24 protein-coding genes are annotated in these 19,748 nt (G+C 37.9%); 20 read left to right on the top strand and 4 right to left on the bottom strand.

Annotated features, from left to right (window positions below; translation table 11 throughout):
- The first annotated feature begins 65 nt into the window (after positions 1–65).
- The gene (locus J7E67_RS11550; RefSeq protein WP_168244981.1) at positions 66–320 is read left to right on the top strand and encodes a YqkE family protein; all 255 of its coding nucleotides are present in this window, start codon (positions 66–68) and stop codon (positions 318–320) included.
- Between the two features lie 38 nt (positions 321–358).
- On the opposite strand, the gene J7E67_RS11545 is transcribed toward J7E67_RS11550, so the two are convergent.
- Together J7E67_RS11545 and mciZ are read right to left on the bottom strand one after the other, a co-directional pair.
- The gene (locus J7E67_RS11545; protein WP_214731984.1) at positions 359–1,270 is read right to left on the bottom strand and encodes an aldo/keto reductase; all 912 of its coding nucleotides are present in this window, start codon (positions 1,268–1,270) and stop codon (positions 359–361) included.
- A 64-nt stretch (positions 1,271–1,334) separates the two neighbouring features.
- The gene (gene mciZ / locus J7E67_RS11540; protein ID WP_088088870.1) at positions 1,335–1,466 is read right to left on the bottom strand and encodes a Z-ring formation inhibitor MciZ; all 132 of its coding nucleotides are present in this window, start codon (positions 1,464–1,466) and stop codon (positions 1,335–1,337) included.
- 71 nt (positions 1,467–1,537) lie between these two features.
- Between mciZ and J7E67_RS11535 the strand changes: the two genes are divergently transcribed.
- The 18 genes from J7E67_RS11535 (at position 1,538) to lysA (ending at position 17,272) form a co-directional block, all read left to right on the top strand.
- Positions 1,538–2,092: an NUDIX hydrolase gene (locus J7E67_RS11535; RefSeq protein ID WP_214718893.1), complete on the top strand. Its 555-nt coding sequence runs from the start codon at positions 1,538–1,540 to the stop codon at positions 2,090–2,092.
- Positions 2,089–3,252: an endonuclease Q family protein gene (locus tag J7E67_RS11530; RefSeq protein WP_214718895.1), complete on the top strand. Its 1,164-nt coding sequence runs from the start codon at positions 2,089–2,091 to the stop codon at positions 3,250–3,252. The genes J7E67_RS11535 and J7E67_RS11530 overlap by 4 nt, the downstream gene beginning before the upstream one ends.
- Before the next feature lie 128 nt (positions 3,253–3,380).
- Positions 3,381–4,028: a stage II sporulation protein M gene (gene spoIIM / locus J7E67_RS11525; protein WP_214718897.1), complete on the top strand. Its 648-nt coding sequence runs from the start codon at positions 3,381–3,383 to the stop codon at positions 4,026–4,028.
- A 118-nt stretch (positions 4,029–4,146) separates the two neighbouring features.
- Positions 4,147–4,623: a ferric iron uptake transcriptional regulator gene (gene fur / locus J7E67_RS11520; RefSeq protein WP_214718899.1), complete on the top strand. Its 477-nt coding sequence runs from the start codon at positions 4,147–4,149 to the stop codon at positions 4,621–4,623.
- A 135-nt stretch (positions 4,624–4,758) separates the two neighbouring features.
- Positions 4,759–4,986: a YqzK family protein gene (locus J7E67_RS11515; RefSeq protein ID WP_088088865.1), complete on the top strand. Its 228-nt coding sequence runs from the start codon at positions 4,759–4,761 to the stop codon at positions 4,984–4,986.
- Between the two features lie 5 nt (positions 4,987–4,991).
- The gene (gene xerD, locus J7E67_RS11510) at positions 4,992–5,879 is read left to right on the top strand and encodes a site-specific tyrosine recombinase XerD (RefSeq protein WP_214718901.1); all 888 of its coding nucleotides are present in this window, start codon (positions 4,992–4,994) and stop codon (positions 5,877–5,879) included.
- Between the two features lie 222 nt (positions 5,880–6,101).
- Entirely contained in the window at positions 6,102–7,298 is a 1,197-nt protein-coding gene (deoB, locus tag J7E67_RS11505; protein ID WP_214718903.1) for a phosphopentomutase, read from the top strand.
- 2 nt (positions 7,299–7,300) lie between these two features.
- Positions 7,301–8,119 carry a purine-nucleoside phosphorylase gene (locus J7E67_RS11500; RefSeq protein ID WP_214718905.1) on the top strand — a complete coding sequence of 273 codons (819 nt, stop codon included), beginning with the start codon at positions 7,301–7,303 and terminating at the stop codon, positions 8,117–8,119.
- Between the two features lie 76 nt (positions 8,120–8,195).
- A complete protein-coding gene (locus J7E67_RS11495) occupies positions 8,196–9,500 on the top strand; it encodes a pyrimidine-nucleoside phosphorylase (protein ID WP_214731982.1) in 1,305 nt (434 codons plus the stop codon).
- Between the two features lie 143 nt (positions 9,501–9,643).
- Positions 9,644–10,834, top strand: coding sequence for a D-alanyl-D-alanine carboxypeptidase family protein (locus tag J7E67_RS11490; protein WP_214718914.1), 1,191 nt, complete (start codon positions 9,644–9,646; stop codon positions 10,832–10,834).
- A gap of 142 nt (positions 10,835–10,976) precedes the next feature.
- A complete protein-coding gene (gene spoIIAA, locus J7E67_RS11485) occupies positions 10,977–11,327 on the top strand; it encodes an anti-sigma F factor antagonist (protein ID WP_168244969.1) in 351 nt (116 codons plus the stop codon).
- Positions 11,328–11,768 (top strand): anti-sigma F factor, encoded by a 441-nt coding sequence (spoIIAB, locus tag J7E67_RS11480; RefSeq protein WP_088088858.1) that lies wholly within the window; start codon positions 11,328–11,330, stop codon positions 11,766–11,768.
- Between the two features lie 12 nt (positions 11,769–11,780).
- Positions 11,781–12,539: an RNA polymerase sporulation sigma factor SigF gene (gene sigF / locus J7E67_RS11475; RefSeq protein WP_088088857.1), complete on the top strand. Its 759-nt coding sequence runs from the start codon at positions 11,781–11,783 to the stop codon at positions 12,537–12,539.
- A gap of 114 nt (positions 12,540–12,653) precedes the next feature.
- Positions 12,654–13,274, top strand: coding sequence for a stage V sporulation protein AA (locus J7E67_RS11470; protein ID WP_214718916.1), 621 nt, complete (start codon positions 12,654–12,656; stop codon positions 13,272–13,274).
- The gene (locus J7E67_RS11465) at positions 13,264–13,686 is read left to right on the top strand and encodes a stage V sporulation protein AB (RefSeq protein WP_214718918.1); all 423 of its coding nucleotides are present in this window, start codon (positions 13,264–13,266) and stop codon (positions 13,684–13,686) included. The genes J7E67_RS11470 and J7E67_RS11465 overlap by 11 nt, the downstream gene beginning before the upstream one ends.
- A gap of 77 nt (positions 13,687–13,763) precedes the next feature.
- Positions 13,764–14,333: a stage V sporulation protein SpoVABEA gene (spoVAEA, locus tag J7E67_RS11460; RefSeq protein ID WP_308160837.1), complete on the top strand. Its 570-nt coding sequence runs from the start codon at positions 13,764–13,766 to the stop codon at positions 14,331–14,333.
- The gene (locus J7E67_RS11455) at positions 14,320–15,810 is read left to right on the top strand and encodes a spore germination protein (RefSeq protein WP_214718921.1); all 1,491 of its coding nucleotides are present in this window, start codon (positions 14,320–14,322) and stop codon (positions 15,808–15,810) included. The genes spoVAEA and J7E67_RS11455 overlap by 14 nt, the downstream gene beginning before the upstream one ends.
- Before the next feature lie 157 nt (positions 15,811–15,967).
- Positions 15,968–17,272 (top strand): diaminopimelate decarboxylase, encoded by a 1,305-nt coding sequence (gene lysA / locus J7E67_RS11450; RefSeq protein ID WP_214731980.1) that lies wholly within the window; start codon positions 15,968–15,970, stop codon positions 17,270–17,272.
- A 50-nt stretch (positions 17,273–17,322) separates the two neighbouring features.
- On the opposite strand, the gene J7E67_RS11445 is transcribed toward lysA, so the two are convergent.
- A complete protein-coding gene (locus J7E67_RS11445; RefSeq protein WP_214718930.1) occupies positions 17,323–18,186 on the bottom strand; it encodes a DUF1002 domain-containing protein in 864 nt (287 codons plus the stop codon).
- Between the two features lie 509 nt (positions 18,187–18,695).
- Between J7E67_RS11445 and J7E67_RS11440 the strand changes: the two genes are divergently transcribed.
- Complete coding sequence (locus J7E67_RS11440) at positions 18,696–19,046, top strand: GNAT family N-acetyltransferase (RefSeq protein WP_214718931.1); 351 nt, start codon at positions 18,696–18,698, stop codon at positions 19,044–19,046.
- 31 nt (positions 19,047–19,077) lie between these two features.
- Here the strand turns inward: J7E67_RS11440 and J7E67_RS11435 are convergent, their stop codons facing one another.
- Entirely contained in the window at positions 19,078–19,599 is a 522-nt protein-coding gene (locus J7E67_RS11435; protein WP_214718932.1) for a DUF309 domain-containing protein, read from the bottom strand.
- Positions 19,600–19,748 lie beyond the last annotated feature (149 nt).

The following is a 19,748-nucleotide window of genomic DNA, read 5'->3' as shown; positions in this document are numbered from 1 at the left end:
TATATGGGCGATGCTTGGTGACATGGTATAATATAAATGAAATTTTGATGATGGAGGCGTTTTGAATGAAAAAGCAATCTAAACAAAAAAATCAATCGAAACCCAAAAAAGATGATTCAGCGGTAACGCTTGGTGATATGATCAACCCAAATTTATTCAAGCAACTAAAAGAACAACAAGAACAGCTTAAAGCAGCAGAAGAAAAAAGAAAAGAAGACGAAGAGCTAAGAAAGAGAGAAGAAAGACGATTAAAAGAAAAAAACAAATCATTTGCAGAACTATTAAATGAGAGCGGCATGAACTGGAAGGAGTTTAAATAAAAACAATATAAAAAGGAGGGCGTACGTACGCTCTCCTTTTAACGATGTTCTTTATAAATGCCAGCCTTCGTTAACTCTCTAATTACTGAAACTTCTTCCTCAGAAAGCGGCTGACTTCTGACTGCTTTCGCATTACTCCTAATTTGTTCGGGACTACTGGCCCCGGCAACAACAGAGGCTACAACAGGATGGGCGAGATTATACTGAAGGGCTATCTCTGTAAAAGAGCGTGTGGCTGCTACCTTTTCCTTTAACAACGGCAAGACGTCATTCAACTCGGTTAAGCTGTAGTCTTGATACCCCTTCTCAGTTACCTTCTCAAGCATTTTATCACTTAAAAGACCTTTTGCGAGCGGTCCGCGGGTCACAACGCTAAGCCCATGTTCCTGAAGAAGTGGCAGTGCTTCTTCTTCAGGGCGGCGGTCTAAGATACTGTATTGCATCATCACAGATACGATACTAGACTTGTTAACATATTCCCGTATTACATTTGGGCGAATAGAGGAAATGCCATAGTAGCGAATATAGCCTTCTGCTTTTAATTCTTCGAACGCTTCTATTGTTTCCTCAATTGGATCATTGATTGTCCCGCCGTGCAGCTGATAAAGATCGATATAGTCGGTACCCAGTCGGTTAAGACTTTGTTTGACTTCTTCCTTTATATAGGACTTCGAGGGATCCCATGACCATCCCTTCTGATCTTGACTCCAGCGATTCCCAACCTTTGTTGCAATAATGACATTTTCACGGACTTCCTTCAATGCTGTCCCAACTATTTTTTCATTTTCACCAAAATCATATAAATCAGCCGTATCAAAATAATTGATCCCTTCCTCAAGTGAGGCTTCAATAATCTTTCTAGCGGTTTTCTCCTCGGTTCCAATCGACATACAACCAAGTCCTAGTTCCGATACATACAAATCCGAATTTCCTAGTCTTCTCTTTTTCAAAAACTCACCCCGTCCTTTTTCTACAATTTTATAAAAGAAAAGGACAGACTACAATCGAAAGACTTTATTTTTGATTCACCTTTTCAATCCATTCGGAAACGGTGAAATAATCTTTGTTGTATTCTTTTAGTTTCTGAAGTATTTCCCATCCCTTTCCAACAAGAATGATTCCTTTATCATGAACGTACACCTTCATTCCATCCCCCTCCAAATAAAGTATGGTAAAATGTATGAGCAGATTAAAGGAATAGAACAGGAGTGACCCATATGAGCAATCTCGAAGAAAAAACACTTCATAGTAAAGAAATTTTCTCAGGAAAAGTAATCAGTCTTCATTTACAGGATGTAGAGCTTCCGAACGGGAAACAATCGAAACGGGAGATCATTAAACATCCCGGGGCTGTCGCTATTTTAGCCATTACCGACAACAAGAAAGTAGTAATGGTTGAACAATATCGGAAAGCACTGGAACGAACCATTGTTGAAATTCCCGCCGGAAAGCTGGAAAAAGGGGAAGAGCCTGAGCTTTGTGCTCGCCGTGAACTGGAGGAAGAGACAGGCTATGAGTGCGAGAGCCTTGAATGGCTTACTTCTTTTTACACCTCGCCAGGATTTGCCGATGAAATCGTTCATGTCTATGTTGCGACAGGACTAAGCAAAAAAGAAAATGCAGCAGCACTTGATGAGGACGAGTTTGTTAATCTAGAGGAATTAACTCTGGAAGAAGCAGCTCAATATGTAAAAGAACAAAAAATATATGATGCTAAAACGATTTTTGCTGTTCAATACTTACAATTGCAAGAGGCGTTGAAAAATAAATGAATCGCTACTATGTAGATTTACATATACACATTGGACGTACTTGGACAGGGAAGCCGGTAAAAATCACCGGTGCCAAGTCTCTAACGTTTACGAATATCATTGAGCATGCACGACACGAAAAGGGACTTAATATGGTTGCGATCATCGATAGCCATTCGCCTGAAGTCATCCTTGAAATGGAAAGTCTTATCCAAAGTGGAGATGTAGTGGAACATCCGGACGGTGGGTTAGTGTTTGGTGATTTAACGGTTATTCCCGGTTCTGAATTGGAGATTTATGACGAACAATCTAACGGCCCAATCCACCTGCTTTGTTATTTTCCAAGTCTTGCCATCATGAGAGAGTTCTCCTCGTGGCTGTCAGGTCACTTGAAAAATATTCAACTGAGCTCACAACGGATCTATGCCACGGGTCTTGTTTTACAAAAGAAGGTAAAAGAGTTAGGTGGAATCTTCATTCCTGCTCATGTTTTCACGCCTTTTAAAAGTTTGTATGGAAAAGGAGTCAATCAGTCACTTAATGAGGTATTGGACCCGGAATTGATTGACGCAATTGAGCTTGGATTAAGTTCTGATACGACTATGGCGGATCAAATAAAGGAATTACATGACTATACATTTGTTACGAATTCTGATGCCCATTCGCTTGCAAAAATAGCCCGTGAATACCAAGTCATTGCCATGAAGGAACCAACATTTTTAGAGTTGCAGAAAGCATTAAAGAAGGAAGATGGACGTAAAATTATCGCAAATTATGGTCTTGATCCATTGCTCGGTAAATACCATAAAACAGTTTGTGCAGAATGCCATCATCCTGCTGCTGATGAGGATCAAATATGTACGCAATGTGGAAATAAGAAAATTATTAAAGGTGTAGCTGACAGAATCCTTGAACTGAAAACGGCTGAACAAGGTCCAGAAGACCGTCCGCCCTATATCCATCAAGTCCCGCTGGAATTTATCCCCGGCTTAGGACCTCGCTTACTTGAAAAGCTGGTTGATCATTTTGGGAGTGAAATGGCGATTTTGCATGATGTACCCTATGAAGGATTGAAAGAGGTTGTCCCGGAAAGGATCGCCGACCTTATCCTAAAAGCAAGAGCGGGTAAAGTAAATCTAGCAGCCGGCGGCGGTGGAAAATACGGAAAAATTTCAGACTAAAAAAAGATGAACCCCGGTAGCATAAAGCTATCGGGTTTTATTATGTAATCTATTAAAATGTGGGAATAGATATACTAGACTGGCATACAATGTATTAACTGAACTGAGAATAGTAGGAGGATACGCAAATGAAAAAACGATTGTACCAGTCCGATGCCGCTAGTTATTTCCGTGAGCATTCCTCAATTTTTTTGTTTATTGTTGTCTTATTTTTAATGGGAGTAATCTTTGGGGCAATTGTTGTAAACAGTATGAGCATTACTCAGAAGGAAGATTTATTCTACTATTTATCACAATTTTTTGGCCAAGTCTCGAGCGGAAAAGAAGCAGAAGACAATGATTTATTCCTGCAAAGCCTTTTCCATAATAGTAAGTTTATTGGGCTCATGTGGATACTAGGAATTTCAATCATCGGTCTTCCAGTGATACTTATTCTATTATTTATTAAAGGAATGGTAGTTGGGTTTACCGTGGGTTTTCTAGTCAGTCAAATGGGCTGGCAGGGCTTTATGCTCGCCTTTGTTTCGATTTTGCCTCAGAATCTGATTATTATTCCCGTATTCATAATGATGGCAGCATTATCAGTGATTTTCTCACTTCGAATGATCAAAAAGCAGTTTATGAAAAAATATGCCCAGCCAATCCTTCCTTTTTTTAAAAGTTATATTTTAACCTTGATTGTAGCGGTAATATTTATAGCTGCAGCATCTGGGATAGAGGCCTATCTATCGCCTTGGTTAATGAAAACCATCATTAGTTCAACCATTTTAAAGTAATTATTATATAATACTTAATATAGAAAATTGTTTATTGTAGTTTATAATAATTTTATTTTGATTCTCAATTGTCATCTGTTATAATGAGAATTAACAGTGGCGAGGGAGGGACTACAGGATGGAAACTAGAATTGAAAGAATTAAGAAACAGTTGCATTCAGCAAGCTATAAACTAACACCTCAGCGTGAGGCAACCGTTCGAGTTTTATTGGAAAATGAAGAGGATCATTTAAGTGCGGAAGATGTATACCTCCTCGTGAAAGAAAAATCGCCTGAAATTGGTTTAGCAACTGTTTATCGGACGTTGGAATTATTAACGGAATTAAAAATTGTTGATAAAATAAATTTTGGGGATGGGGTTTCTCGCTATGACCTTCGCCAGGAAGGTGCAGCCCATTTTCATCATCATCTTGTTTGTATTGAATGTGGTGCCGTTGATGAAATTCAAGAGGATTTACTTGAAGATGTAGAAGCAGTTGTGGAACGCAAATGGAATTTTAAAATAAAAGATCATCGCCTCACTTTTCATGGGATCTGTTACCGATGCCAGGATAAAGATAAAGATAAAGATAAAGAGGAAGAAAAAGCGGATTAACCAATGAAAGCTCCTTGAAAAGGGCTTTTTTCTTTTTAGTAAAAAGAACTTCCCCTATATTACCAATGACTAGGTATAAAATTTATCTATTTTGGCATACATTTTACTAGATGATTGGAAATTGGGGGAAGCGGGATGATCTTATTTTTAAAAGCAGCATTAAAAACCTTAAAGGTCTTTATCATATTCACAGGATGCACGATTCTTTTCTATTATGGTATTATGTTGGTGAATGAAGAATATCAAAATTATCATCGCTATGATGAACCGGAAGGAGCTGCGCTAAAAGTTTCGAACGCAGTGTATGAGGAGGATTCTTCCTTGTTAGATCGGCTGATGTTGTTTTATTTAAATGGGGAGTAAATGCGATGGACGAGCAATTAAAGGATTTTATGGATTATTTAACCGTTGAAAAAGGTTCAGCCAAAAACACAATTATGGCGTATGAGCGAGATTTAAAAAACTATCTTCATTATTTGATAAATGTCGAATCCGTCCATTCTTTAAATGATGTACAACGTGTACATATTGTCCACTTTTTAAGATTTCTAAAAGAACAGGGGAAATCCTCGAAAACATTGGCACGGCACATCGCCTCTGTCCGTGCATTTCATCAATTTTTATTAAGGGCCAAGGCAACAGATCAAGACCCATCTGTTCAAATAGAAACACCCAGACTTGAAAGATCACTGCCCAATGTATTGAGTTTACAAGAAGTAGAAATCCTGCTGGACGCACCTAATACACAAGATCATTTTGGAATAAGGGACAAGGCTATGCTTGAACTGCTATATGCTACAGGTATCCGTGTTAGTGAACTAATAGGTCTTGAGATTGATAATATTCAGTTAACGATGGGGTTTGTTCGTTGTAACGGGAATAAAGAACGAATTATTCCCATTGGACGTGCTGCAGCTGATGCCATAAAACATTACCTGGAATATGGGAGACCTCGGTTTACATCCGCAAAGCAACAAAATCATGCTTTGTTTTTAAACCATCAAGGGAAGCAGCTAACACGCCAAGGGTTTTGGAAAATATTGAAAAAGCTTGCTAGAGAAGCCGGAATAGATAAAGAACTAACACCACATACCCTTCGCCATTCTTTTGCAACTCATTTGTTAGAAAATGGTGCTGATTTACGAGCAGTCCAAGAAATGTTAGGTCATGCAGATATCTCAACCACACAAATATATACACATGTTTCAAAAACAAAGTTAAAAGACGTCTATAGTAAATTTCATCCTCGAGCTTAATAGAATGAGAGTTCTATAAAAATCATATAATTGTCAAAAAGCTGCCTGAAATTCGGTGGCTTTTTCCTTGTAATTTTTAAAACATTTAGTACAATATAGATGTCAGACTTCTGACGAATAGATTTAGATTAGTTTTATAATACTAAACTAAAGAGGGAAACCTATTCTTGTGTAATGTTAATATTTGCAAACGTTTTCTACGGAAAAAGGAGGAAGAATTGAATGGCTGCAAATACATATAAACGTATTTTTATTATCGTAATGGACTCGGTTGGTATTGGCGAAGCCCCAGATGCGGAAAAGTTTGGTGACAAGGGTGCAGATACTTTTGGTCATATAGCGGAAAGAATGAATGGTCTTAACATGCCAAATATGGGCAAGTTGGGTTTAAGCAATATCCGTGAAATTAAAGGAATTGAAAAAGCAGAAAAACCATTAGCATATTATACAAAAATGATGGAGGCCTCTAACGGAAAAGATACCATGACAGGTCACTGGGAAATTATGGGCCTTAATATTCAAACCCCTTTTCGTGTATTCCCAGAGGGTTTTCCGGATGAGCTTCTTTTAGAGTTAGAAAAACGCACAGGCAGAAAAATTATTGGCAATAAGCCCGCTAGCGGAACTGAAATCCTCGTGGAGTTGGGCGAAGAGCATATGAAAACAGGAGCATTGATCGTCTATACTTCTGCAGATTCTGTCCTTCAGATTGCTGCACATGAAGAAATTATCCCAATTGAAGAGCAATATAAGATCTGCAAAATCGCTCGTGAATTGACTCTTGATGAGAAGTATATGGTTGGCCGTGTCATTGCTAGACCTTTCTTGGGGGAACCTGGAAATTTTAAACGTACTTCTAACCGTCATGACTATGCATTAAAACCTTTTGACCGTACAGTAATGAGTGAATTAAAAGATGCTGGTCTTGATGTTATTGCGATCGGAAAAATTTCCGATATATATGATGGAGAAGGCGTAACTCAATCACTTAGAACAGTTTCTAATATGGATGGAATGGATAAGCTAGTAGAAACATTGGATATGGATTTTACAGGTATTAGTTTCTTAAATTTAGTTGACTTTGATGCATTATACGGACACCGTCGTGACCCAGAAGGCTATGGAAAAGCACTGGAAGAGTATGATGCACGCCTGCCAGAAGTGTTTGCAAAAATGAAAGAAGACGACCTATTAATGATTACTGCAGACCATGGAAATGACCCTGTTGCACCAGGAACTGACCATACTCGTGAATACGTACCTTTACTTGTTTATTCAAAGCGTATGAACGAAGGGAAAGAGCTCCCAATCAGAGAGACCTTTGCGGACCTCGGCGCAACTGTTGCTGAAAACTTCAATGTGAAACTACCTAACTTCGGAAAAAGTTTTTTAAACGAATTAAATTCAAAAGGGGTATAGAAATGAATGCTGAAAAAATTCAAAATGCTGCAGGATTTTTAAAACAAAAATATGAGAGGACGCCCAGAATTGGTCTTATTTTAGGATCTGGCCTCGGTGTCCTAGCGGATGAAATAGAGAACCCTGTAAAAATTCCATATAATCAGATACCTGACTTCCCAATTTCTACAGTTGAAGGTCACGCTGGACAATTAGTGTTTGGTTTATTAAGTGGAGTAGAGGTTGTTGCCATGCAAGGAAGATTCCATTTCTATGAAGGATATCTTATGGAAAAAGTAACCTTTCCCGTTCGCGTCATGAAAGAACTTGGAGTTGAAATGTTAATCGTAACCAATGCAGCGGGCGGAGTGAATGAAACCTTCTCTGCAGGGGATTTAATGATAATATCCGATCACATTAATAATATGGGAACAAATCCATTAATTGGACCGAATGATTCCAAGTTTGGTGTCCGCTTCCCTGATATGTCTGAGGCATATACGAAAGAATTACGTGCTGTAGCAAGGGAAATTGCCGACCGCTTAAATATCAAGGTGAAAGAGGGCGTCTATTTCGGAAACCCTGGTCCTGTTTATGAAACGCCTGCTGAAATACGAATGGTGCGCACTTTGGGCGGAGATGCAGTCGGAATGTCGACTGTACCAGAAGTAATCGTTGCCCGTCACAGTGGTATGAAGGTTCTTGGAATTTCTTGTATTTCGAACATGGCAGCAGGAATTCTTGATCAACCACTTACCCATGATGAAGTTATTGAAACAACAGAAAGAGTGAAAGCTGACTTTCTTCAATATATAAAAGAAATTGTAAAAACGATCGCTTAATAACAAAGCGGAAGCGCCCGGTTAGCGGTGTGATATAAATTCTGTTATAGGAAAATTTCGTAAAGTGGTGATTATAATGAGAATGGTTGACTTAATAGAGAAGAAAAGAGATGGACAGGAACTATCAACAGAAGAAATAAATTTTATTATTAAAGGATATACCGATGGTTCGATTCCAGATTACCAAATTAGCGCCTTAACGATGGCTATCTTTTTCAAAGGGATGACGGAACAGGAAAGAGCCGATTTGACCATGGCCATGGTTGAATCAGGAGATCAAATTGATTTATCACAAATTGAGGGAATTAAAGTTGATAAACATTCTACTGGCGGTGTAGGCGACACAACTACCCTAGTTCTTGGACCTCTGGTTGCTGCACTTGGGGTACCTGTGGCAAAAATGTCGGGGCGCGGCTTAGGCCATACCGGAGGAACAATTGATAAATTAGAAGCAGTAAAAGGCTTCCATGTTGAAATTGAAAATGAAGAATTTATCGACCTTGTTAATAAAAATAAGATTGCTGTCATTGGTCAAAGTGGAAATTTAACTCCTGCCGATAAGAAACTTTATTCTTTACGTGATGTTACAGCAACTGTTGATAGTATTCCACTAATCGCAAGTTCTATCATGAGTAAAAAGATAGCAGCGGGTGCAGATGCCATAGTTCTTGATGTCAAAACCGGCGCGGGTGCATTTATGAAGACACTTGATGATTCTCGGGAATTGGCAAAAGCAATGGTGCGAATCGGGAACAATGTTGGCAGAAGAACAATGGCTGTTATTTCTGACATGAGTCAACCACTTGGTTTTGCGATTGGTAACGCCCTTGAAGTAAAAGAAGCAATTGATACTTTAAAGGGTGAAGGTCCTGAAGACTTAACAGAGCTTTGTTTAACCCTAGGCAGCCACATGGTTTACTTAGCAGAAAAGGCTGGCTCATTAGCAGAAGCACGCACCCTGCTTGAAGGTGTCATAAAGGACGGATCAGCACTTGAAAAATTAAAAGTATTTTTAAGCTCACAAGGTGGGGATGCATCAATTGTTGATGACCCTTCAAAAATGCCTCAAGCAAAGTATACCTTTGAACTTGAAGCCAAAGAAGATGGCTATGTATCCGAAATTGTTGCAGATGAAGTTGGTACAGCGGCGATGATTCTTGGAGCTGGTCGAGCAACGAAGGAATCTGTTATTGATTTAGCAGTGGGCCTTGTCTTAAGAAAGAAAATCGGTGACCAAGTCAAAAAAGGCGAATCATTAGTAACGATTTACAGCAACATCGAAAATGTAGAAGAAGTAAAAACAAAGCTTTATCATAATATTAAAATTTCAGCAACAAAAATAAACGCACCAATCCTTGTCCATGAAGAAATAACAGAATAAAACAGGTTAAAGGGTGTCAGGTACCATGTGAAAAATTCACATGGTGCCTGACACCCTATTTTTATTTTTTTGACAGGGAATAATTGTATAAAGTTATTAATTTTGGAAAAAATGGATGCTATAAAGAATGGAGGGTTATGCGAATGAAACGATTTGTCTCTGCGATAGTGACATTTTTTTTACTTACAAGTTTAATGAGTACATCTGCTTTTGCAGCTGAAGAAAAAAAGAATGCTGAAGAAAAGAAGAATGCTGATATCGTCAACAATGTAAAATCCGCTATTTTAATTGAACGTGATACCGGAAAAGTGCTTTATGAGAAAAACAGTAATGAAGAGCTTCCACCTGCAAGTATGACCAAAATTATGACGATGCTTTTAATTATGGAGTCAATCGATCAAGGAAAACTTACTTGGAATGAAAAAGTCAGAGCAAGTGAGTATGCTGCCTCGATGGGTGGTTCACAAATTTTTCTTGAAGCTGGCGAAGAAATGACCACCAAGGAAATGTTAAGAGGAATTGCAATTGGTTCTGGAAATGATGCTTCTGTTGCTATGGCTGAGAGAATTGCAGGGTCAGAAGAAGCATTTGTTGACATGATGAATGATAAGGCCAAAGAACTTGGCTTAAAACATACTTACTTTAAAAATACGACGGGACTCCCGGTCAGTGGTCATTTCAGCACTGCAAGTGATATGGCTATTATGGCGAAGGAACTATTAAAATATGAAGACATTACGAAATTCACCGGTATGTATGAAGCATATCTTCGTGAAAATACAGACAAAAAATTCTGGCTTGTTAATACCAATAAATTGGTGCGCTTTTATCCTGGTGTGGACGGACTCAAAACCGGCTTTACTGCAGAAGCGAAGTACTGCTTAACAGCAACAGCTCAAAAGAACGGCATGCGCGTAATTGCAGTGGTGTTTGGTGCACCCACATCCAAGGAAAGAAATGCCCAAGTAACTAAAATGCTTAACTATGCCTTCAACCAATATCAAACACATCCAATGTTTAAACGTAACCAGACCATTGCCCAAGTGAGAATAAGCAAAGGACAGGAAAAGTCTGTGGAGGCTGTAACAAGTGAGCCAATTTCCTTGCTGACTAAAAAGGGCGAAAAAACAGCGGATGTAAAACGTAAGGTGATTATCAATAAAAATCTTAATGCCCCAATTCATAAAGGTGATAAAGTAGGGACCATAAAGTTGATTAAGGACGGAGAAGTGTTTCTAGAAAGTCCTTTATTAGCAAATAAAAATGTAAAGGAAGCTGGATGGTGGACCTTATATAAACGTTCCTTCGGTATGTTTACAAAGGCGGGTAAATAAAGACACTTCCGGTTTTCGGTGTCGAAATAACTAGATATGTCACTTCTTTTAGCGAAAAACAACTTGTTTTGTATTTGGAGAAGGATATTTACACCCGTAAAGAGAATTGACTCACTATACCAGATTAAGGAGGACGTGGATAGTGAGTCTTAATATTAATATGGAAACAAAACATGACGTTCTATGTATTCGTTTAAGCGGTGAATTAGATCACCACACCGCGGATGAACTTCGCGAAAAAGCTATAGCAGTTATTGAAAAAAATGATATTCGTCATATTGTCTTAAATCTGGAACATCTTGCATTTATGGACAGTTCAGGCTTAGGCGTTATATTAGGCAGATACAAACAAATTAAACAGGTGCACGGTGAAATGGTGGTTTGTGCAATTTCCCCTGCAATACAAAGATTATTCGATATGTCTGGTTTATTCAAAATCATAAAAATGGAACCGACAGAGGAATTTGCATTGCAAAGATTGGGGGTGGCCTGAGTGAAGAATGAAATGAATCTTCAATTCAGTGCATTAAGTCAAAATGAGTCCTTTGCCCGTGTAACTGTTGCAGCTTTTATAGCACAACTAGATCCTAATATGGATGAGTTGACAGAAATCAAAACAGTCGTGTCAGAAGCCGTGACCAATGCAATTATACATGGTTATGAAAATGATCCAAATGGAATTGTCTATATTCAAGTAATCATTGAAGATAGTTTAATTGATCTGACAATAAAAGATGTTGGAATGGGAATTGTAGATGTGGAAGAAGCTCGTCAGCCATTATTTACAACAAAGCCGGACTTAGAACGTTCCGGTATGGGTTTTACTATCATGGAGAATTTCATGGATGAGGTAGAGGTTCATTCACAGCCAGGTCGAGGAACCGAGGTTAGATTACGAAAGCATTTACAAAACCGCAAAATGCTTTGCAATTAAGGAGACTTGCCAATGGATGTGGAGGTTAAGAACAATAAAGGTCAAACATATTTAAAGGACCATGAAGTAAAAGAGCTCATCAAAAAGAGCCAAGACGGAGACCAAGTATCAAGGGATTTAATCGTTGAAAAGAATATGCGTCTGGTCTGGTCTGTTGTCCAACGGTTTCTTAATCGGGGCTATGACCCTGATGACCTATTCCAGATTGGTTGTATCGGATTATTAAAATCAGTTGATAAATTTGACCTTTCATATGATGTAAAGTTTTCGACATATGCAGTTCCAATGATTATCGGTGAAATCCAGCGATTTATCCGTGACGATGGAACCGTTAAGGTTAGCCGCTCACTGAAAGAAATGGGAAACAAAATCAGAAAAGCGAAGGACGATTTATCGAAAACGCTTGGAAGAATTCCGACCGTTAACGAGATATCAGCCCATCTTGAGTTGACACCGGAGGATGTAATCCTTGCTCAAGAAGCAAGCAGGACGCCTTCTTCCATTCATGAAACCGTTTATGAAAATGACGGGGACCCGATTACATTACTTGACCAAATTGATGACGGTAATGATGGGAAATGGTTTGATAAAATTGCCTTAAAGGAAGCTATCCGTGAACTGGATGAACGGGAAAGACTTATTGTTTATTTACGATATTATAAAGACCAAACACAATCTGAAGTCGCCCTTCGGCTCGGGATTTCTCAGGTACAAGTATCGCGACTTGAAAAAAAAATATTGCAGCAAATGAAAGGCCGTATGGATCTCTGATTCATACGGTTTTTCATTTGTCGAATTACTTTGGAAGTTTTTGGATTTCATGAAAAAAATGCTTATTACCCATACTATTTATACGAGGAAATCATTGTGTGGGAAGTGAATGTTTTGGAAGAAACAATATACATCCGCATGCGGAATCGTGTCCAAACACCGCCTGAAGAAAAAGTATTGTTAAAGGATATTGCCCAAGTCATTGCCCCGGATGAAGTTCTTTCACATTTACAAACTATGATGATCCATCAATTAACAGATGCGGACCAGAATATAGTCATCATAGATGTCATGAAAGTAATCCACATATTAAAAAGAGAATTTGGAGAAATGGAAGTTCAAACCATTGGTCCTGCGCAAACCATCATTGAAGTCACGTATAAGAAAAAGGGAGTTTCCATTCCCTATTTTCTTTTAATATGGTTTCTCTTATTTTTTGGTTCAGCCATGGCGATCATGAATTTTCATGATGATGTAAGTATGAAGAGTGTCCAAGAAAAAATATATACCATCATTACTGGAAAAAAAGAAACAAAACCATTACTGTTTCAAATCCCCTATTCTATTGGTTTAGGCTTAGGAATGATACTATTTTTTAATCATGTTTTTAAGAAACGTATTAATGAAGAACCCAGTCCTCTAGAAGTAGAAATGTTTAATTACCAAATGGATTTAGATAATTACGTAATTATCCATGAAAATAAAGAAAGTATAAAAAAAATCAATGATGATTAGTATTTTAGCGATTATCTTTTTAGGTGTAGCAAGCGGACTGGCAGTAGGTTCTGGTTTTGTAGCTTTTCTTACGGTGCTCGGAGTTATCCCGAGACTAACACAACTTAGTAAAACAATGAAAATGATTCAACACTATGAATGGGCAGTAGTCTTAGGAGCACTCACGGGGGTAGGAGCGAGCCTAAGGGACCCTATTTTAAACATCCCTTCCTTCCCATTAATTTTTCTAGGAATGACCGGTGGGACTTTTTATGGAATGTTGGCTGCCGCTCTTACAGAGGTATTAAATGTCTTCCCCATTCTCGCCAAAAGAATCCGATTAGATGGAGAAATTGCCATATTAATTATGGCCATCGTATTAGGGAAGATTTTTGGATCTATCTTCCAATGGGTTTATTTTGTTCATCATTAAAACTTTTGAAAACAGTCTAGCACTAGTGCTTATCAGGCGCTTACGCTTTTCTGATGAAAGGACATCACAGAATGAGCATTCGGAGGCGTGTTATTTTAATAACTGATGGTGACGAATATGCAAAAAGGGCTGTAGAGCATGTTGCTAGAGAAATTGGCGGCAGGTGTATTTCCAGTTCCCAAGGAAATCCGTCAACATTAACTGGACTTGAATTAGTCGAGTTAATAAAAAAGACTCCTCACGATCCTGTATTAGTGATGTTTGATGATAGTGGCATAGTTGGAGAAGGCGCAGGTGAAAATGCATTGAAATTTGTTGCTCAACATAAAGAAATTGAAGTTCTGGGCATCATTGCTGTCGCAGCAAAATCAAGACATGAAGAATGGGCCAGGGTGGACGTAAGCATCGATCGTGATGGGAATTTAACACCATATGGGGTAGATAAATTTGGTATACCAGAGCTTGAAATCGGGAGAATAAATGGTGACACTGTTTACTGCCTCGATGAATTGAAGGTACCTATCATCATAGGCGTTGGGGATGTTGGAAAAATGGCAAGACGTGACTCCTACAAGCAGGGTTCCCCGATAACGAAAAAAGCAGTGGAGCTTATACTTGAAAGGAGTGGCTTTCATGTCAAGAAGTAACGAACAAAAATGGCCAATCCCGGAATCGGTAAATGAAATAGAAAATTATATGAAACAGCGGGTGGGCCTTGGGGTAAGCTTTGATTTTGGAGTAAGGAAATTAAAAGTCCTCAAAAAAGACGTCCATATTTACTATGTTAATGGGTTATGTGATACCATTTACATTATTCAATTGATTAAAGAATTAGTAGAAATCAATTATCATGAAAAATTATCGACAGACCTCTTTAAGATTGTTGAAAATAGACTAGTTAATCAATCTGTTGAACAGATTAACCAGCTGGATATCATTGTCGACAAGGTTTTATCTGGATTGATTGTTGTTGTAATGGAAGGGGAAAATACTGCTTTTGCCATTGATGTTAGAAGCTATCCAGGCAGGCAACCTCAAGAGCCCGATACAGAAAAGGTAGTTAGAGGATCACGTGATGGATTTGTTGAAAACATTATTTTGAATACAGCTTTAACAAGACGAAGAATTCGAGATGAACGACTGCGCTTCGAAATGCTAAAGGTAGGCGAACGGTCAAAGTCAGATGTGGCATTAGGTTACTTAGAAGATGTTGCAGATCCAGATATGATAAATATTATTCGTAAAGAAATAAAAGCAATTGAAACAGACGGAATTCCAATGGCTGATAAAACAATCGAAGAATTTATCTTGAAACAGGGTTGGAATCCATTTCCACTGGTAAGATATACGGAGCGTGCTGATATTGCAGCTACACATATTCTTGAAGGGCATGTTGTTATTTATGTCGACACCTCACCAAGTGTTATTATCGCCCCTACTACATTTTTTCATCATTTACAGCATGCTGAGGAGTTCCGGGAATCACCGGCAATGGGAACCTTTATGCGCTGGATGCGTTTTTTAGGTGTTTGGACATCTATTTTTCTACTCCCGTTTTGGTTGTTATTCGTATTAGAACCTTCATTATTACCTGAAAAACTCTCATTTATAGGACCGAATGAACAGACCAATATTCCAATTATCGTTCAAATATTTTTGGCGGATTTTGGGATTGAATTTTTACGATTAGCGGCTATTCATACACCAACACCGCTTTCTACAGCAATGGGCTTAATCGCATCAATATTGATTGGGCAAATTGCTATTAGTGTAGGTCTATTTGTTCCAGAGGTAATCTTGTACGTCGCCGTTTCGGGGATTGGCTCTTTTACAACACCTAGTTATGAGTTGAGCGTAGCAAACAAAATCGGTCGATTAACACTGTTGATTCTTGTGTCACTCTTCCATTTGCCTGGATTTATCATTGGGGCGACGGTATTCTTTCTTTGCCTTGTTAATATACGTGCCCTTAATACACCTTATTTATGGCCATTCCTACCTTTTGAACCGAAAGGATTTTTGCAGATAATTGTCCGCAGAGCAATACCAGGCTCCATTCTCAGACCTAGTATTGTACATCCTAGAAACCGATACAGGCAGCCGCCTAAAGCGAACGAGAAATAATTGCACTTTTCTAGCAGTTATGCTAAAGTAATTTTAATTAAATAAAGGGATAAAGTGTGAAAATAGGCAGTATCTTTTGCAGATTCTGTCTATTTATTATTATCTTTTATGATTGTCCGCATAAACTATAGTGAGTGATTGAGAGAGAGGGAAGGGAATGTATTTTTACGGGACAACAGGGGTAAATAAAAATGGAAATTTAGAAATTGGCGGAGTTGATTCTGTTGAGTTGACTAAAGAATTTGGAACTCCCCTTTATGTATATGACGTCGCATTAATGCGCGAGAGGGCACGGTCCTTTAAGCGGGCATTTGAAGAACAAAATATTAAGGCGCAAGTGGCCTATGCTAGTAAAGCTTTTTCAACCATTGCCATGATTCAGCTCGCCGAGGAAGAAGGTTTATCACTTGATGTAGTGTCTGGTGGTGAATTGTATACTGCTTTGGTTGCAGGATTCCCAGTCGAGAGAATTCATTTTCATGGAAATAATAAAAGCAGAGAAGAGTTAGAAATGGCACTGGATCAGGAAATCGGCTGTATTGTTGTGGATAATTTTTCGGAACTTGCTCTATTGAAAGCAATTTCGATCGAAAAAAATGCCCATGTAAATATCCTGCTAAGGGTAACTCCGGGAATCGAAGCCCATACGCATGATTACATTTTAACTGGGCAGGAAGATTCGAAGTTTGGATTTGATCTTCAAAATGGACAAGCGGAAGACGCATTAAAAATGGCGCTTGAAATTGAAAACTTTGAGGTACTTGGACTCCATTGCCATATTGGATCACAAATTTTTGAAACAACCGGCTTTCTATTAGCTGCAAAAAAGATTGTCGAAAAAATGGAAGCATGGAAAAAGGAACTTTCCTTTGAAGCAAAGGTTTTAAATTTGGGCGGGGGCTTCGGGATCCGCTATACAAAAGAAGATGAACCATTACAACCATTCCAATATGTGAGTGAAATTATACGGGAAGTAAAAAAGTTAACGGAGAGCTACTCTTTAAAAATGCCGGAAATTTGGATAGAGCCAGGTCGTTCACTTGTTGGCGATGCTGGAATTACCCTTTATAAAGTGGGTTCGTCTAAAGAAGTACCTGGTGTTAGAAAGTATTTAGCAGTTGATGGCGGAATGAGTGACAATATTCGACCTGCACTCTATCAGGCGAAATATGAAGCTGTTCTTGCAAATAAGCCATTAACGAAAGCGAATAAAACTGTTTCAATCGCTGGGAAATGCTGTGAATCTGGAGATATGTTGATTTGGGATTTGCCGCTTCCAGAAACTGGAGAAGAGGATATACTCGCAGTTTTTTGCACGGGTGCCTACGGCTATTCAATGTCAAATAACTATAATCGAATCCCGCGTCCGGCTGTCGTTTTTGTAGAAAATGGAACAGCAACACTTGTAGTAAAAAGAGAGACCTACGAAGACTTACTACGCCATGATTTGCCGCTGAAATAAAAAATATAAAGCTGTCACTTCGTTTGAAGTGGCAGCTTTTTCTGGTTTAATTAGGAAAATATGGATTTTATAGCATCAAAGAACCAGTTGAAAAATTGTTTAATTTTTTCTAAGAAACCTTGTCCTTCTTCTGATTGAAGAAATTTAGAAATACGATCTTTAGCTTTATTAAGTTGGTCGCTAACTTGGTTCCAATCAATGTTTAAATCTTTGAGCTTATTAAAAAAGTCCATTAATCGTTTCATTTCTTCATCGGTAAGTTTAACATTTAATTCATTTGCAGCTTGTTTAATAATATTTTGTAATTCTTCATCATTTTTTGGTTTATTCTTAGCAATTTCTTCTTTCACTTTCGCAATTAATGCAGCAGCGTTCTTATCACCAATGGATTCTCCTAGTTTAGCGGTTTCGACCATTTCCTGGTTTGCCGCTTGTTTTACTTCTTCAGGAATCGTTTTATCAGCTGATATTTCATAGGCTTTTATGATACCAGTAAGCGCGGCTGTTCCAGAAACCGTAACCGGGGATGTTATATAAATTTTTGCATCCTTAACACCCGCAGTGATAAGGGCATTGACATACATCTCGTCCGTAACCCAGTTAATATTTTTTGTTTCAACGGTAATCCCAGACCCCTTAGGTTGAATGGTTATAGCTGATGATGATATGGCCTTTGTGCCGATGAATGATTTTGATACGTATTTCCCTAAATATTGATGTTCCTCCTGATTCGATACAGTTACTATTTGTACATCATTTGGAGCACCCATTTCCGTTAAAAGTGTATTCTTTTGCTCATTTGTTAAATTTTCACCTAATGTAACAATCATGTCCCCTTCAGCTATATCAGCAAAAGTGCGAACTGGATTGATAAGTAGCAAACTTAACAATAAGTAAATAAGAATTTTCTTCATAGTTTCCTCCTCGTAACTCTAAAAGGTAGTAAAGAATTGTTGAGACTCTTTTATTAATTAATATAACCGAATCCAATAATAATAACGTAAATATCCACGCGGAAGTTTCATAGATAGTTAATCTTAATAAAAAAAAGCAAAATTTGTAAGCAGATGTAAGGAGAATAGATTATTTTTGTAATTTAGTGTAGAATGGAAGTCATGCACAACATCTTCAAAACTTATTTTGGAGGAAGCTTTTTCATGAAGAGAACTAACTGGGTTTTATTTAGTATTCTTATTGGCTTGTCCGTTCTATGGGGAATTATTTATTGGATTTTTATTGGACCCAGACACTAAGAATAATTTTATTGATGATTGACCATTTATTATGTATCATGGTGATTAATGAAACATAATATCTGCGACTACATATAATGAATAATGTTTAATATTGATTTTCTTGGTAAAAATATACTATTGTTAAACCAAATATTTTATCGGTTTATTTAATATAATGAGGGATCTAAATGTTAATTCGTTATAAAAAAACATTCGAAAAAATTGCAATGGGTTTATTATCCTTTATGCCCAGCGAAAAAGACTTAAAAAAGCTCCAACAAACCATGAAGGAATATGAAACAGAAGAGCATTTGCAGCTTTTTCTTTGGAAAGAAGAAGATATAATAGGGCTTTTGGGTGTCTTGAACCACGATGATACCAATTCTATAGAAATCCTTCATATCTCCGTGAATCCTTCGCATCGTTTTCAGGGAATCGGTAAAAAAATGGTTAAAGCACTGAAAGAAATGTATGCAGAAAAAGAAATTACTGCAAATGAAAATACAGCAGCTTTTATCGAAAAATGTGATTTTTGCTAGATTACATTCAAAAAAGCAGCGAATAATAAATTTATTCGCTGCTTTTCCGCGTCTTTAATGACCGATTTCTTTCTTCTATTATACTGGATCTGTCACGTAATTTATGACGGTGGACAAGGGAGCTATTTGTAAGATCACTTTCATTTCCCCAAATAAACCCCCTTTGTTCACATGCTTTTTTCGCATATTCTAATAAGTCGGGGTCACAAATGGGTAAGGAAATGCTTCTATATGAGTCTCCTTTTTGCAATGCAGAAATCTGTCTATTTAACAAGTGGTAAAAATCCACTTTATTTAATCCGAGTTTTGTCAACGAATCCGATTGTAATTTAAGTATCATTATTGCTTTTCTTAATGTTCGTTCAGCACCGCTAAAATTACTTCGACGATGATGATAAGCAGATACTGACAATAAAATAAAACCGACCCAGACGGAATCCTTGTTTCTCGGATCGGTCTTTTTCCAGTAATCTTCAAGTAGTTCATGGCACTCGAAATAATCACGATCGCCATGAAAATGGGCTAAAAAATGTATATACTCGCTCGGGTACAAGCAATTCTCCCCCTTACAAAATGTTTAGTATAGTTTATCACAGTTAAATGGTTCCTCTAAAATATTAGAATTTTACTTTTCAATAAAAAAAGCCCGTCAATATTGACGGGCAAGTAGTTCTAACTAATATTGGTAGCCAGCCGGAGTGC

This window comes from Bacillus sp. ISL-46 (assembly GCF_018613205.1).
The sequence above is the reverse complement of the archived record's forward strand: the minus strand, read 5'-3'. Positions and strand labels throughout refer to the sequence as shown.

Coding starts and splice junctions, on each gene's coding strand:
- J7E67_RS11530 (WP_214718895.1), top strand. CDS start 2,089: ATGAATCGCTACTATGTAGATTTACATATACACATTGGACGTACTTGG.
- deoB (WP_214718903.1), top strand. CDS start 6,102: ATGGCTGCAAATACATATAAACGTATTTTTATTATCGTAATGGACTCG.
- J7E67_RS11495 (WP_214731982.1), top strand. CDS start 8,196: ATGAGAATGGTTGACTTAATAGAGAAGAAAAGAGATGGACAGGAACTA.
- J7E67_RS11550 (WP_168244981.1), top strand. CDS start 66: ATGAAAAAGCAATCTAAACAAAAAAATCAATCGAAACCCAAAAAAGAT.
- lysA (WP_214731980.1), top strand. CDS start 15,968: ATGTATTTTTACGGGACAACAGGGGTAAATAAAAATGGAAATTTAGAA.
- spoIIM (WP_214718897.1), top strand. CDS start 3,381: ATGAAAAAACGATTGTACCAGTCCGATGCCGCTAGTTATTTCCGTGAG.
- J7E67_RS11515 (WP_088088865.1), top strand. CDS start 4,759: ATGATCTTATTTTTAAAAGCAGCATTAAAAACCTTAAAGGTCTTTATC.
- sigF (WP_088088857.1), top strand. CDS start 11,781: ATGGATGTGGAGGTTAAGAACAATAAAGGTCAAACATATTTAAAGGAC.
- J7E67_RS11455 (WP_214718921.1), top strand. CDS start 14,320: ATGTCAAGAAGTAACGAACAAAAATGGCCAATCCCGGAATCGGTAAAT.
- fur (WP_214718899.1), top strand. CDS start 4,147: ATGGAAACTAGAATTGAAAGAATTAAGAAACAGTTGCATTCAGCAAGC.
- mciZ (WP_088088870.1), bottom strand. CDS start 1,466: ATGAAGGTGTACGTTCATGATAAAGGAATCATTCTTGTTGGAAAGGGA.
- J7E67_RS11500 (WP_214718905.1), top strand. CDS start 7,301: ATGAATGCTGAAAAAATTCAAAATGCTGCAGGATTTTTAAAACAAAAA.
- J7E67_RS11440 (WP_214718931.1), top strand. CDS start 18,696: ATGTTAATTCGTTATAAAAAAACATTCGAAAAAATTGCAATGGGTTTA.
- J7E67_RS11490 (WP_214718914.1), top strand. CDS start 9,644: ATGAAACGATTTGTCTCTGCGATAGTGACATTTTTTTTACTTACAAGT.
- xerD (WP_214718901.1), top strand. CDS start 4,992: ATGGACGAGCAATTAAAGGATTTTATGGATTATTTAACCGTTGAAAAA.
- J7E67_RS11535 (WP_214718893.1), top strand. CDS start 1,538: ATGAGCAATCTCGAAGAAAAAACACTTCATAGTAAAGAAATTTTCTCA.
- J7E67_RS11445 (WP_214718930.1), bottom strand. CDS start 18,186: ATGAAGAAAATTCTTATTTACTTATTGTTAAGTTTGCTACTTATCAAT.
- J7E67_RS11465 (WP_214718918.1), top strand. CDS start 13,264: ATGATGATTAGTATTTTAGCGATTATCTTTTTAGGTGTAGCAAGCGGA.